Source organism: Paraburkholderia kirstenboschensis (assembly GCF_904848585.1).
GTDB classification, from domain to species: Bacteria; Pseudomonadota; Gammaproteobacteria; order Burkholderiales; family Burkholderiaceae; genus Paraburkholderia; species Paraburkholderia kirstenboschensis.
The window spans coordinates 156,091-169,150 of record NZ_CAJHCR010000012.1 but is presented as its reverse complement, the minus strand read 5'-3'; the positions used below and the strand labels follow the sequence as shown (position 1 = coordinate 169,150).

The window sequence follows — 13,060 nt, the reverse complement described above, 5'->3', positions numbered from 1 at the left end:
TCCTTCATTCGAGGACCGCACGCGTATGGCGCGCGATCGTCAGCTCTTCATTGGTCGGAATAACCCACGCCGCTATCCGGCTCGACGCGGTGGTGATGAGAGGACCGCCCTTGGCGTTCGCTTCGGCGTCGATCTCCGCGCCGAGCCACGCCGCGTGCCGCACAACGCCCTCACGGATCGCCGCCGCATGCTCGCCGATTCCCGCCGTGAAAACGAGCGCGTCGATGCCCTCCATGGCCGCGACAAGCGAGCCGAGTTCGCGCGCTATGCGGTAGATATAGAGTTCAATGGCGAAACGCGCGTGAGGATCGTCGCTGGCGAGCAGCGTGCGCATGTCACTGGATACGCCAGACACGCCGAGCAGCCCCGAGTGGCGATAGATCAGATCCTCGACGGCACGCGCGTCCATGCCGAGTTCTTCCATCAGGTAGAGCACCACGCCCGGGTCCAGGTTGCCGCAGCGCGTGCCCATGGGCAATCCGTCCACGGCCGTGAAGCCCATCGTGCTCGCTACGCTCTTGCCCGCGACGAGCGCGCACATGCTCGCGCCATTGCCAAGGTGCGCGACGACAGTGCGTCCGCTGGCTGCTTTCTTATCGACGTCAGGCAGCACGCTCGCGATGTACTCGTAGGACAGCCCATGAAAGCCGTAGCGGCGCACGCCCCGGCTGGTGATCGACGCGGGCAGCGCGAACGCCTGGGCCACCTCGGGTTGCGTGCGATGGAAAGCCGTGTCGAAGCACGCCACCTGCGGCACGTCCGGTTGCATGTCTTCGAGGATGCGTATGGGCGTCAGGTTGTGCGGCTGATGCAGCGGCGCGAGCGGCGTGAGCTTCGCCAGCTCGTCCGCTACCGCGGGCGTGACTCGCACCGGACCGCTGAAGCGCTGCCCTCCGTGCACGACGCGATGGCCGACCGCGACAAGCTCGTGTCCTTCGCGGTGCTCGCTCAGGAACGCACCGATTTGCTCAAGGCCTCCGCGATGATCCAGCTCGCCGCCATCGCTCCATTCCCTCGCATGGTGCTCGCCGTCACCGTCGACGGCTTCGAACCGGGCGCTTGCCGTGTACAGGCCGCCGACCTGCCCATGCACGACCAGTTCGAGCGCGTCGCCCTGCTCTTCGAATGCGGAAAACTTGATGCTCGACGAGCCGGCATTCAATACCAGAATCACGTCTGCCATGGCATCACCCGACGATCTTTGCGGCTTCGCGCCGCGCAAGCGCGACGAGCACCGCCACCGCGCACGAGGCGAGCCGCGTAATGAGCGAATCGGCGCGGCTCGTCAGGATGATCGGCACGCGCGCACCCAGCACGATGCCGGCCGCGTCCGCGCCCGCGAGGAATGAGAGGCTCTTGGCGAGCATGTTGCCCGCTTCGAGGTCGGGCACCATCAGGACGTTGGCGCGCCCGGCCACTGGCGAATCGATCTGCTTGATGCGCGCCGCCTCGGGGTCGATGGCGTTATCGAGTGCAAGCGGGCCGTCGACGAGCGCACCCGTGATCTGCCGCCGATCCACCATCTTGCACAGCGCGGCGGCTTCGATGGTCGAGGGCACCTTCGGGCTGACGGTCTCCATGGCCGAGAGGATCGCCACCCGTATCTCCGGAAACTGAAGGGCGTGCGCAAGGTCGATCGCGTTTTGCAGGATGTCGACCTTTTCCTCCAGCGTCGGCGCGATGTTCACGGCGGCGTCGGTTACGATCAGCGCGTCCGCGTGGGCAGGCACGTCCATCACGAAGCAGTGGCTGACGCGCCGGCCGGTGCGCAACCCCGCATCGCGCCGGACGACCTCGGCCATGAGCTCGTCGGTGTGAAGGCTGCCTTTCATCAGCGCCTCGGCCTTGCCCTCGCGCACCAGCTGCGTGGCCGCGGCTGCCGAGGCCTCGCTGAACGGCGCGTCGACGATCTGATAGTCGCTGATCGAAAGCTTGCACTCGGCGGCAAGCGATTCGATGCGAGCGCGCGGCCCGACGAGTATCGGCACGATCAGGCCGCTGCGCGCCGCTTCCACTGCGCCTTCCAGCGAACTCCTGTCGCATGGGTGAACCACGGCCGTGGGCATCGGCGCCAGCGCCTCACAGTGGGCAATGAGCTGGCGATACTTCGCGTGTCTGGGTTCCACGAACGACTCCTCAATGGAAGAGGTGGGCACGCTCATGACAGAGCATGCTCGGGCCGCACTGCGGGAGCAGCGCCGAGTACCGCGCGAATGCGTTGCAACGCGTCCCATTGCTGCGTGTTCGGCGGCACTCTTTGCACGCGCGTGTCGGCCAGCAGACCGTCGAGCAACATCAGCAGCCGCTTGCGGTCTTCCGGTTTGGCGAGAAGAGCGGGAAGCGTCGCGATGGCCTGTTGCGGTTCGTAAGTCGCGATGAGTTCCTGTTCACCGCGAACGCGCCGCCACTGATCGGGGGGCAAGCTCGGCAGATACTCGGCGTAGGCTTCAACCAGTTCGCGCTGCGTCGCAAGCCGGGCAAGCGGCAACGGCTCGCCGCTGCGTCCAAGCAGGAACGCCGCGCGGGCGACGGCTTCGTCGTAGCCGCCCTGCGCGATCGACGCCAATGCCTCCTTCACGAAAGGCAGTTCGCGCGGGTCGGTAGCCGTGGACACGGCAATCTCGCGACTGCGATACCGTTCCGCGAAATGGAGCAGAAAGGGCGTGGTGTAGAGGTTGAAGAACAGCGACTCGGCGCCGGCGTCGCGCATCGCCCTATAGTGGTCGAGCGAGGCGCTGACGATCTCCGAGCCGCGATGTTCGAGCGCGCGCCAGGGCGCGATATCGTCGGCATGCTGCCGGTTCGCTTTGACCGCTTCAGCCGCCGGGCGCAGCCAGGCAAGCCATGGATTCAGATCCGAAAAGGCCCAGCGCTGAAAGCGTAGCGGATGAAATTGGCGCAGGCATCGCGCAGTGGTCTCGTTCGACATCCACTGAACGTAGGGCTGCATGAACAATTCATAAGCGCGCTGGTTGAATTCGGAAAGCTCGGCAACGGCTTCGAACGGCTTTTCGTCCTCGCGCTTGAACCGGTTGAAATGCTGCGCGATCTCTTCGAGACGATGCTCGACGAATGTCACCTCGTAAGCGACGTTCCCGTCTGCGCCGTTCACCTCGTCGATCAACATCGCGTAGAGGCCCGGCGCGAGCGTCTCGATCATTTCGAGCACGTTGACGATCTGCGCATGCTGCTTCTTCGCCACCTTGCCCGACACGAAAACGCCAAGATGTCCGGCATCCTGGTCCATCAGCCCGATGATGACCTGGCCACGCGCCTTGATTTCCTCGGTGCTGCCATAGAGATCGGTCACCCAGTTGAAGGCCTGCTGCGGCGGCGTGATGTTGTCGCCCATCGAGGCGAACAGGATGATCGGCGAGCGGATATCGCGCAGGTCGAACGCCTTGCCCGAAACGCCGCTCACTTCGCCCGACCAGAGCTTGTTGCCGATGAACAGATTGCGCGTGATCCACTCGATCTCTTCGCGGTTCATCAGGTAGTAGCCGCCCCACCAGCGCTCGAACTCCAGAAAGCGTGGCGGCTCCGTGTCGATGTTGTCGTACACGTGGTAGTACTTGTCCCACAGCGTGTTGGCCGGGTTCAGGTACTCGAAGTTCTGCACGAGATAGGCGCCGTCGAACTTGCCGTTGCCGAGATCTGACGAAAACGACGCAAGCCAGGTGCCGCCCAATATCCCGCCCGCATAGCGCATCGGATTGTCGCCTGCGCCGTCGCTCCACGCGCCGCTCCAGTACGACATCGGCGCGCCGTTGATGACGACAGGACCGGTATCCTCCGCCGACGAACTCGCGAGCATCATCGCGGCCCAGCCGCCCTGGCAGTTGCCGATGATGGCCGGCTTCGCACTGTCGGGATGCAGCGCACGCACTTTCTTGACGAACTCCTGTTCGGCGGCGCATACGTCGAGCAGCGTCTGACCGGGTTCAGGGTTCTGGAAGAACACGACGAAGTACACGGGGTGGCCTGCACGCAGCGCGACGCCGACCTGCGAATCGTCTCTAAAGCCGCCAATGCCCGGACCGTGGCCGGCGCGCGGATCGATGATCAGATAAGGCCGCTTTTTCGCGTCGACGATCACGCCTTCGGGCGGCTTGATATACAGCAGCGCGTAATTGACGGGGCGCGCGAAGTGCCTCGCGTCGAGCACGATGTCGTAGTCGAAATGGAGCGCCGGCTTGAGTTCCTGTGAAGCGCGTTCGACGTATTGCGTTCCGCGCTCGCGCATCGTGTCCCAGAACAGCAGCGAGCGCTGCGCGACGTCGACGGCGTAATGCCATGCGCTCAGGGGGTTGAGCTGCGCCGCGAATGAGGTAGCGCTCTGGTCGCTGCCGGCGTCGCCATCGACGGCTGCGCGCAACCGTCTCCCGTATTGCTCCATTGCGTTCTGCGTACGCTTTTCCAGCACATACGCGACCTTCCCGGCAATTTCCTGACTGCGCGCCAATTGCGTGGCTGCGTCCATGACACCGTCCTCCATTGCTACATCGATTGAGCCGCGCTAGCGGCTGCCCCGCGGGCTGCTGGCGGGCTCGATAATTCGTGCGCCCACCGATAACGCATGCAACTCGTGCAGCGTACGCGTGCGGGTTTGGCCTGTTGTGACCTAGATCAATCTTGCGGCTGCCGATGGACGAGGCCAAGATGCCGCACCAATGCGGTGCCTTCTAACGGGTGCGGCCAAGCCTCAGCGTCCGCTTTGAAAACACGCCAACATCAAATCGCTCTAGCTGAATGTCGCGGTTGAAAGTAGCGTTATTCGAGGTGATCTCATGGTTGATCGAGAACTCGACGTTTTCGTGCCCTATTCGGAAGGTGACGAATGGCTTGTGCATCGAAGGGGGAACAGTGACGAACACATGGTCCGCCAGCGCTGCGGGATGCCGCGGCCGAGGCCTCCTGTTCAGGTAAGCCTCCGTGGTGACGATCACCAGCGGCCACCGCTAGAGAAGCCGGGGCACGGCCAGATTCGTCGGCAGCATGAAAGGTAGGACGATACCGAGGTCGTCACCGTCAGCCGTCAGGTCGACGGGCCGCCCGGTTAGCGTGAAGTCCGGAGCGATCTTGAATGGTGGGAGCCTGGTCAGCGTGGCGATCGCATGCCCGACCAGTCGTAGCGCACCTGTAGGCAGCCGACCATGGCTGGCCGCGTTGGCTTCGGCCTCGGCGCAATACGTCGTCGCCGGTTCGTGCGCACCGAGCAACAAACCGACCGTCGTGGCTTCGATGGACCCGCATCGTGGCCGTTCGCTGCTGCGTCGCGGGACGTTAGTTTCTACCTGGCCCGTTGAGCGCCTGGACGCCATTTAAAAAATGCGTTGGCTCCCGTCTCTACAAACACTTTCACGGCCTCGTGAGTCATCGCGGCGATGTCCATTTCTGGGCCGAGCGGCGACGCCTGTGATCGCCCCCAAAGCCGACTGTTTTAACCGCCGATCATGCAGCGGCAGATCTCCGACGCGGAGCGGCCTTTCCCTTGCCCTTAGTTGCCTGGACCTGCGCGCTTAGGAAAAAACAGCGCCGGGAAGTCACTGTCTGCCAAGCAGCATTGCGAGGTCCGATGGTTTAATGTGCGCTCACATGATCGCGCTAATTTGCCAAGGTACGAATTCGTTTTGTCCGTAACCGTGCCGCTCACTGCGAGTATGGTTCCCCGAGGCGACATCCAGAAGCAATTGGAAAAGCACTGCGCCCAGTTGCTCGATCGTCGTTCTCCCTTCCAGCACTTCTCCGCAGTTCAGGTCCATATCGTCGGACTGTCGTTGCCAAAGTGCTGTGTTCGTCGCAAGTTTGACTGACGGCGCGGGCGCGCAGCCGTAAGCTGAGCCACGTCCCGTCGTGAAGCAGATCAGGTTCGCACCGCCCGCTACCTGGCCCGTAGCCGACACCGGGTCGTAGCCGGGCGTGTCCATAAACACCAGGCCGCGCGCCCTGATCGGCTGCGCATACTCGTACACCTCGGTCAGATTGGTTGACCCGGCTTTAGCAATGCCTCCCAGCGATTTTTCAAGGACGGTCGTCAAGCCACCCGCCTTGTTGCCCGCAGACGGATTGTTGTTCATTTGCGCCCCTTGCCGATGCGCATAGGCTTGCCACCACTTGATGCGATCAAGCAGCTTTCGACCCACCTCGGGCGTTGCGGCACGACGCGTTAGTAAATGCTCCGCGCCATAAATTTCGGGCGTCTCCGAGAGAATCGCGGTGCCGCCGTGCTGCACCAGCAGATCAACAGCTGCGCCGAGCACCGGATTGGCAGTGATGCCAGAGTACCCATCCGATCCTCCGCATTGAAGACCGACCGTGAGATGACTTGCGCTGACCGGCTCTCGCCTCACGTTGTTCGCTTCGGGCAACATGCTCCGAACCAGTTCAATACCCTTCGCAATCGTCAGTGTGGTACCACCGCTGTCCTGGATCGTAAACGCTCGCAAGCGGTCGTGTTCCCGGAGTCCCTGCGTCTCAAGTAATCGCGGAATCTGATTCGTTTCACACCCGAGACCGACGACCAGCACGCTCGCGAAATTCGGATGGCATGCATAGCCGCCAATCGTGCGCTGCAGGATCGCGAGACCATCGCCTTCAGAGTCGATGGCGCAACCGGAACCATGGGTGAGTGCGACGACGCCATCGACATTCGGGAACGCAGCCAGTTGTTCAGGATGGATGTCGCGGCGGAAATGATCAGCAATGGCCCGCGCGACCGTGGCCGAACAATTCACCGAGGTGAGGATCCCGATGTAGTTGCGTGTGGCGACACGGCCGTCTGCGCGGACAATGCCCTGGAATGTTGCGGGCTCGTTCGAGCGTACGGTCGGACGCGCGGCCTGACCGAATGCGTAGTCGCGCGCAAAGTCGCCCATCGCGAGATTATGGGTGTGTACATGCTGCCCCGCTCGAATGGGCTGACTTGCAAAGCCGATCACCTGGCCGTAGCGGTGCACCGCCTCACCCTGACCGATGTCCCGCGTCGCCACTTTGTGACCGGGCGGAATCAGCCCTGAGACTGTCACCGCTTCCCTGTCGATCACCGTGCCGGACACAAGCTGTTCGAGCGCGATAACAACATCGTCGGCAGGATTGAGTCGTATGACACGAGCCGACATCGACGCGGTGGATGAGGCGGACGTGTCGGCAATATTCAACGACATGGCACTACTCCTACGTTTCTCAGGGTAAAGGCGGTCGCGTCTGGCCACGTGGGAATCGTGCGACCGGCCGTGGAGCGATGATCAGACGACGCTTAGCCGCTTAGCCGCTTAACTTCTTAGCCAGCGCTCCAGGGCGTTTTGCAGCGCGTGTACTCCAGTTGATAGAGCGTCGTGTCGGGCGCTGTCGCGCCGGTCTGAGGCAATGCCGCGAGTCCCGAAACGAAACGGTCCACCGCTGACCGGACATAGTCTGCCCGGCACCCTTCGACTAACACGACCCATGTCGGTACCTGGGTGCCTTCTGAGCGCGCCTTCTTCTCCGCCGTTTCCACTTTGCTGATCGCTTCGTCTGCAAGGCACAGGTGCACGCCCGTGATACCGGGCAGGTCCACGAGCGGCGGAAGGACGCGCTGACGCAAAGCCTTCACGACCTCTGCCCGCGCAGCCGATGGCACGTCAAACCGCACAGTCATGAGATTGGCACCCTGCCCTACACCGTCCGAATAAGCCACGTGACAGATCGAGCGTGCGACGCTCCGGAAAGAGGCGACCACCTGCTTCGTCCACGGCGTCGGCGTATTCAGCCGGGAAAGATAGTCTTGCGCGCCAAGCACCTCGACCGTATCGGCCTCGTAAAGATTGAAGTACTCCGGACCTGAATCCAGTGCTATAAAGCGCCGACCGCGCCTGAACCCTGGAATCCCGGCGCGTTCGGGCATGTGCTCGCGGTTGTGCCACTCGTAAAATTCATCCTTCGCTTCCGGCAGCAGGTCATGCCAGATTGCGACAACGCCCGTTCCAGCAAGGCTCATATCTCCTCCCTTCCAAATCGGATTGTCTTAGAGTGCCAACGGATAGTCGCCGCGGCCCCATGCCGCGCCAAGTGTGTCCGCATACTGCACGACCTTTTGTGTCTGCGTGCCGAGCCCGCTGCCGCCGAGCGTCATCGTGTCGCCTGCTTTCAGGAAGACCGGCGGCTTCTGACCGAGGCCCACGCCGGGGGGCGTGCCCGTAATGATGACGTCGCCAGCCATCAACGGCATGAAGCGGCTTAGATACGCCACGATATGCGCGACGTTGAAGATCATGGTCCGCGTGTTGCCGGTCTGACGACGCGTGCCGTTGACGTCGAGCCACAGGTCCAGCACCTGCGAGTCGGGGATCTCATCACGCGTGACAAGCCACGGTCCGAGCGGAGCGAACGAGAATCCGCTTTTGCCCTTGGTCCACTGCCCTTCGCGTTCGAGCTGATACGCACGTTCGGAAACATCATTGGCAAGACAGTAACCCGCCACATGGTCCAGCGCGTTGGCTTCGTCGATCTGCCAGGCGGGTTTGCCGATCACCACGCCGAGTTCGACCTCCCAATCCAGCTTTTGCGCGTCGGCGGGCAAGACGACCGGGTCGTTCGGGCCGCTGATGGAGCCCGTGTGCTTGTTGAACACGACAGGTTCCCGCGGTATCGGCGTGTCGGTTTCAGCAGCATGATCGGAGTAGTTCAGGCCGATGCACACGAGATTGCGGACATTGCCGACGCAGGCGCCGAGACGCGTGCCCGCTTCAACGACGGGTAGACGATCGAGATCGAGTTCGCTCAGTTTAGAAAGGGCGACTGGCGAGACAGTCGTTCCATCAATGTCATCCACGATGCCCGTCAGATCGCGGATCGCGCCGCTCGAATCGATGATACCGGGGCGCTCTTGACCTGGCTGGCCGAAACGGACGAGACGCATGTACTACTCCTATCAAGACAAAAAAGTGATCGGCAAAGTGCCGAGGTTGCCGAACCCGATACGCAACTCGCGACCGACTGGCAACTCCAGAACGCCCGCGTAAGATCCGGTGATCACAGCCTGGCGGGCATGCAGTCCAAGGCCGCGGACGCGAAGGAAATTGGCGAGCCACACGATCGGCGCGAGCACGCCCCGATCAGGGTGGCGTCCTGCGAACGTGACTGCTTCTTCCCCGACGCTGGCCAGACTGACGTCGAATTCGATGGGCAGATCGGCCGGCGTCGCGCCTTGGATCGAACTAACGCGCGGTCCGATGACAAGGCCGGCATTGAACAAGCCGTCTGCGAGTAGTTCAGGAAACGTCAGCGTTTCGGGATGCGAATAACGACTGCCTAACAATTCGAGCGCCAGGTGCGTGTGCCCAAGAGCGTCGAGCACTTCTGCTTCGCTATAGGCTTCGAGCCGTGGGGGCAGGTCGCGATTCAGCAGACAGGCCAGTTCCGGCTCCGCCCTCGCAAAGGCGCGCAGAGGCCCGCTCATGCGACATACATCGCCGCGACGGATATCAGCGTCATAGACCGGCGCGGCGATGACTTTGCCCGGCTGCGGAAGCGCGCATTTCCATGCGAGGATCCCCCTACCTAGCTGATGGCTGACCTCTTGCTGGATTGCGAAACCGTCGTCGACATTCGTAGGCTGCAGTTCGACAGGCAGCCGCTCGACGAGCACGCCTTGTCGACGCGCTGTCGCAAGAATGCGTGCTGCCTGTGCATGCGGAATGGCGATAGTCTCGGCGGCCTGCGTTGCGGCTGGCATGTTCATGCCGCCTCATTGACGTTGGCACGCACGCTTTGACGCGGCCATACCGCACCTAGCTTCGAAGCTGCCTCTTTCAATAGCGCGTAGAAGTCGTCGTAACGCTCGGGCTGAACTCGCATCACCGGTCCAGCAATGCTCATCGTGCCGACCACCGTACCGTCGCTCAGCGACCGCACAGGCACCGCCAAAGCGGCCACGCCCGGTTCAGCCTCTTCTACGACGAGCCCATAGCCGCGCCGTCTGGTCAGATCCAACTCGGGAATCAACTGCTCGATGCTGGTGATTGCCTTGGGCCCGCATTCGCTGGCGGCCGCTTTTCCGAGTCCACCGCGCAATGCACATTCGACCGCCCGGTCGTTTGACATCGACGCCAGCCACACCTTCCCGTTCGCCGTTGCATGCAAGGTAATCGGGCTATCCATGGACGGCGAATACATGAGCCCCGGTGCCGCGCCTTGCGAGGACGCGAGCCACGCGAGCGTCCCTTCGCTTGCGACGGTCAGACGAACCAGCTCGCGGCACTGCGCCGCCACCTCGTCGAGGATCGGCTGCACGAGGCCCGGCAAGCCAAGCCCATGCAAGTACCGCTGACCGAGCAATGAAAGCTTCAGAGTCAGACGGTATTGCGAAGTGTGTTCGTCCTGTTCAGCCCAGCCCTGCTCGCACAACTGTGCGAGCACGCGATGGGCGGGACCTTTCTCCAGCTCGAGTTCAGCGGCGATGTCCGACATACGCATCCAGCGCGCCTCACGTGCGAGCAACTCGATCGCCTGAAGCGATCGGTCAACTGCTCCCTTGACAACTCTCATAATGTGAGTAACATCCTTCCTATTGGAACGATGTTACAATAATAAGCCACCAGCACCGGAAAGTCAATCACAACGGAGACAGGCATGAATCGGAATGCACCGGTAAGGCCCCACAGCAAGCGCCAGTCAAAGATCGCAGCAGCCAGTGGCTGGATCGGCTCAGCGCTCGAGTACTACGACTTTTTCATTTACGCGACCGCAGCGTCATTGTTGTTCCCGCAGATCTTCTTTCCCTCAGACAATCCGACTGTCGGCATCGTCGCGTCACTGGCTACCTTCGGTGTCGGCTACGTGGCCCGTCCGATAGGGGCGATGGTGCTCGGGCACGTAGGCGACCGCCACGGTCGCAAGACGGTGCTGATCTTCTGCATGCTGCTAATGGGGGCCGCAACAATGTGTGTGGGCCTCTTGCCCACCTACCAGCAGATCGGCATCTGGGCGCCAGTGCTGCTCGTCATCCTGCGGCTCATTCAGGGATTCGCGGTTGCGGGAGAGATGTCCGGCGCCAGCTCCATGATTCTCGAACACGCGCCGTTCGGACGGCGTGGGTACTTCGCAAGCTTTACCCTCCAGGGGGTTCAGGCGGGGCAGTTACTCGCGGCAGCCGTCTTCTTGCCGCTCGCCCACTTCATGCCAAAGGATCAGTTTGTTTCATGGGGTTGGCGGATTCCGTTCCTGTTGAGCATCGTCGTGATCATCGTGGGTTACATCATTCGCCGCAAGGTCGATGAGACCCCCGCTTTCTCCGAAGAGCAGGCGCAAGGAGAAGTCGCTGCATCTCCGGTCATCGAGGTCCTGCGCGAGAGTTGGGGCGACGTGCTACGGGTTGTCGGCATGGCACTTGCCGCGGTCACCGCGCTCCTCGCGACTGTGTTCGGCGCGACCTATGCAGTCCAGCCGGCGTACGGTATTGGTTTTCCTGCCGGCGTGTTCCTGTGGGTGCCGGTCCTCGGCAACCTTTGCTCCGTCATACTGATCCCCATCGTCGGCAACCTCTCGGACAAGATCGGTCGCAGGCCCCCCGTTATCGTCGGCGTTGTGAGCTCCGGGATCTTCGCTTTCGGCTACCTGTACGCCATCAGCATCCACAGTATCTGGCTCTCACTGGTCTTCTCGTTGCTCATGTGGGGCGTTGCTTATCAAGGCTTCAACGGCGTGTTCCCGAGTCTCTTCCCCGAACTGTTCCGCACGCGCGTGCGTGTCTCCGGCATGGCGATCGGACAAAACGTAGGGACGACTTTGTGTGCCTTGCTGCCGTCGCTCTTCGTCGCAGTCGCGCCCCCGGGGTCCTCCAACATCCCGTTGAAGATCGGCTTTCTCACCTTCGGCATTTGTCTGGTTGCCGCGTTTGCCGCGTTCACGACTCGGGAAACGTACCGTATTCGCCTTGCCGATCTGGGCGACCGCAATGCGATCCCCGTACCCAAGGCCGAATATGAACGCCTGCGCAGTGAAGCCATAATGGCGACGAGCACAGATGCCGATGAAGCGGGGTTTGCCAATAACGTGCGGTCTTAAGCCGCCTCCGGCCGCCTGCTCGACGTAATCACCGCGTGGGCGCAACGCAAACTGGACGTCGCATGCAAACGTGGACTTGGCAGCCGTACGCCGGTTCGAATGTGTACGAGTTGACCTTAGTTTTATATTAAGCCGCAATGCAACCACATATCTCAGGCACAACGCGACTCTACGGTTTGGTGGGCGACCCGCTGAGTGCGGCGAAGTCGCCACGATTGTTGAACCGACTGTTTATCGAACAGCGCGTGGACGCGGTTTGCGTTCCTTTCTGTGTGAAGCCAGACGACTTGTCTGCCTTCGTTACAGGTGCAAGAACGATAGGCAATCTGTCCGGCATGCTGGTCACGATGCCTCATAAGCAACGGATGCTCGCGTTTGTCGACGAGCTGGATTCGACTGCTCGTCAGGTCGGCGCGCTCAACGTCATTCGCTGCGAAGCAGATGGTCGCTGGGTCGGCGCGATAACCGATGGCGTCGGCTGCGTTCTTGGGATGCAGTGGGGAGGCATCCATCCGGCGAACAAGTCGGTGCTTCTCGTCGGCGCCGGAGGCGCAGGTAGAGCTATTGCATTTGCCGTCGCTTCCGCAGGCGCTAGCAAACTGACTATCTCCGATGTCGATGAGCATCGGGCGAAGGATCTTGCGGCGTCTGTTGCCGCCGAAACGGGCTGTACTGCACGTTCAGGACCATCAGATCCAAATGGTTTCGAGGTCGTGATTAACGCCACGCCGCTCGGCATGAAAGCGAACGACGCCATGCCAGTTGATCCGCAGCGGCTCGCACTCGGCACCATCGTCGTAGACATCGTTAATGCGGCCGAGCCGACGCCGCTTCTTCGAGCGGCGCAGGCACGTGGATGCCGTACTCAGGACGGCGGTCCAATGCATCAAGGACAGGCTTTGTACGCGCTGCGCTTTCTCGGGTTCGACTACCGCCCCGATGGCCGCGGAACAAGCGGCGAGAGCCTGAAATGAGCATAGAAACAAGAGCGCACGGTGGCGACGGCGGATCGCCAAAA

The 13,060-nt window shown here is 62.0% G+C and carries 12 protein-coding genes; 2 read left to right on the top strand and 10 right to left on the bottom strand.

Going from position 1 to position 13,060, the window contains the following annotated elements:
* Positions 1-4 precede the first annotated feature (4 nt).
* The 10 genes from JMY24_RS26185 to JMY24_RS26140 all read right to left on the bottom strand — a co-directional run bounded on the left by JMY24_RS26185 (position 5) and on the right by JMY24_RS26140 (position 10,524).
* Positions 5-1,183, bottom strand: coding sequence for an acetate/propionate family kinase (locus JMY24_RS26185; RefSeq protein ID WP_128597307.1), 1,179 nt, complete (start codon positions 1,181-1,183; stop codon positions 5-7).
* Between the two features lie 4 nt (positions 1,184-1,187).
* Positions 1,188-2,162 carry a phosphate acetyltransferase gene (locus JMY24_RS26180; protein WP_128597308.1) on the bottom strand — a complete coding sequence of 325 codons (975 nt, stop codon included), beginning with the start codon at positions 2,160-2,162 and terminating at the stop codon, positions 1,188-1,190.
* Complete coding sequence (locus JMY24_RS26175; protein WP_128597309.1) at positions 2,159-4,480, bottom strand: DUF3141 domain-containing protein; 2,322 nt, start codon at positions 4,478-4,480, stop codon at positions 2,159-2,161. The genes JMY24_RS26180 and JMY24_RS26175 overlap by 4 nt, the downstream gene beginning before the upstream one ends.
* A gap of 202 nt (positions 4,481-4,682) precedes the next feature.
* Positions 4,683-4,946: a type 2 periplasmic-binding domain-containing protein gene (locus JMY24_RS26170; protein ID WP_128597310.1), complete on the bottom strand. Its 264-nt coding sequence runs from the start codon at positions 4,944-4,946 to the stop codon at positions 4,683-4,685.
* Positions 4,947-4,958: 12 nt separating this feature from the next.
* Positions 4,959-5,222 carry a hypothetical protein gene (locus tag JMY24_RS26165; RefSeq protein WP_128597311.1) on the bottom strand — a complete coding sequence of 88 codons (264 nt, stop codon included), beginning with the start codon at positions 5,220-5,222 and terminating at the stop codon, positions 4,959-4,961.
* 369 nt (positions 5,223-5,591) lie between these two features.
* Complete coding sequence (locus JMY24_RS26160; RefSeq protein WP_128597312.1) at positions 5,592-7,163, bottom strand: UxaA family hydrolase; 1,572 nt, start codon at positions 7,161-7,163, stop codon at positions 5,592-5,594.
* Positions 7,164-7,279: 116 nt separating this feature from the next.
* Positions 7,280-7,975 (bottom strand): hypothetical protein, encoded by a 696-nt coding sequence (locus JMY24_RS26155; protein ID WP_128597313.1) that lies wholly within the window; start codon positions 7,973-7,975, stop codon positions 7,280-7,282.
* 27 nt (positions 7,976-8,002) lie between these two features.
* Positions 8,003-8,896 (bottom strand): fumarylacetoacetate hydrolase family protein, encoded by an 894-nt coding sequence (locus JMY24_RS26150; protein ID WP_201703188.1) that lies wholly within the window; start codon positions 8,894-8,896, stop codon positions 8,003-8,005.
* Between the two features lie 12 nt (positions 8,897-8,908).
* Positions 8,909-9,718: a 2-keto-4-pentenoate hydratase gene (locus tag JMY24_RS26145; protein WP_128597314.1), complete on the bottom strand. Its 810-nt coding sequence runs from the start codon at positions 9,716-9,718 to the stop codon at positions 8,909-8,911.
* The gene (locus tag JMY24_RS26140; protein WP_128597315.1) at positions 9,715-10,524 is read right to left on the bottom strand and encodes an IclR family transcriptional regulator; all 810 of its coding nucleotides are present in this window, start codon (positions 10,522-10,524) and stop codon (positions 9,715-9,717) included. Before JMY24_RS26140 ends, JMY24_RS26145 begins: the two co-directional genes overlap by 4 nt.
* A gap of 84 nt (positions 10,525-10,608) precedes the next feature.
* Here JMY24_RS26140 and JMY24_RS26135 point away from each other — a divergent pair, with 84 nt between their 5' ends.
* Positions 10,609-12,042 carry an MFS transporter gene (locus tag JMY24_RS26135; protein WP_128597316.1) on the top strand — a complete coding sequence of 478 codons (1,434 nt, stop codon included), beginning with the start codon at positions 10,609-10,611 and terminating at the stop codon, positions 12,040-12,042.
* A gap of 137 nt (positions 12,043-12,179) precedes the next feature.
* Positions 12,180-13,016, top strand: coding sequence for a shikimate dehydrogenase family protein (locus JMY24_RS26130; protein ID WP_128597317.1), 837 nt, complete (start codon positions 12,180-12,182; stop codon positions 13,014-13,016).
* The last annotated feature ends 44 nt before the right edge of the window (positions 13,017-13,060 follow it).

Coding starts and splice junctions, on each gene's coding strand:
- JMY24_RS26185 (WP_128597307.1), bottom strand. CDS start 1,183: ATGGCAGACGTGATTCTGGTATTGAATGCCGGCTCGTCGAGCATCAAG.
- JMY24_RS26180 (WP_128597308.1), bottom strand. CDS start 2,162: ATGAGCGTGCCCACCTCTTCCATTGAGGAGTCGTTCGTGGAACCCAGA.
- JMY24_RS26175 (WP_128597309.1), bottom strand. CDS start 4,480: ATGGACGCAGCCACGCAATTGGCGCGCAGTCAGGAAATTGCCGGGAAG.
- JMY24_RS26160 (WP_128597312.1), bottom strand. CDS start 7,163: ATGTCGTTGAATATTGCCGACACGTCCGCCTCATCCACCGCGTCGATG.
- JMY24_RS26155 (WP_128597313.1), bottom strand. CDS start 7,975: ATGAGCCTTGCTGGAACGGGCGTTGTCGCAATCTGGCATGACCTGCTG.
- JMY24_RS26150 (WP_201703188.1), bottom strand. CDS start 8,896: ATGCGTCTCGTCCGTTTCGGCCAGCCAGGTCAAGAGCGCCCCGGTATC.
- JMY24_RS26145 (WP_128597314.1), bottom strand. CDS start 9,718: ATGAACATGCCAGCCGCAACGCAGGCCGCCGAGACTATCGCCATTCCG.
- JMY24_RS26140 (WP_128597315.1), bottom strand. CDS start 10,524: ATGAGAGTTGTCAAGGGAGCAGTTGACCGATCGCTTCAGGCGATCGAG.
- JMY24_RS26135 (WP_128597316.1), top strand. CDS start 10,609: ATGAATCGGAATGCACCGGTAAGGCCCCACAGCAAGCGCCAGTCAAAG.
- JMY24_RS26130 (WP_128597317.1), top strand. CDS start 12,180: ATGCAACCACATATCTCAGGCACAACGCGACTCTACGGTTTGGTGGGC.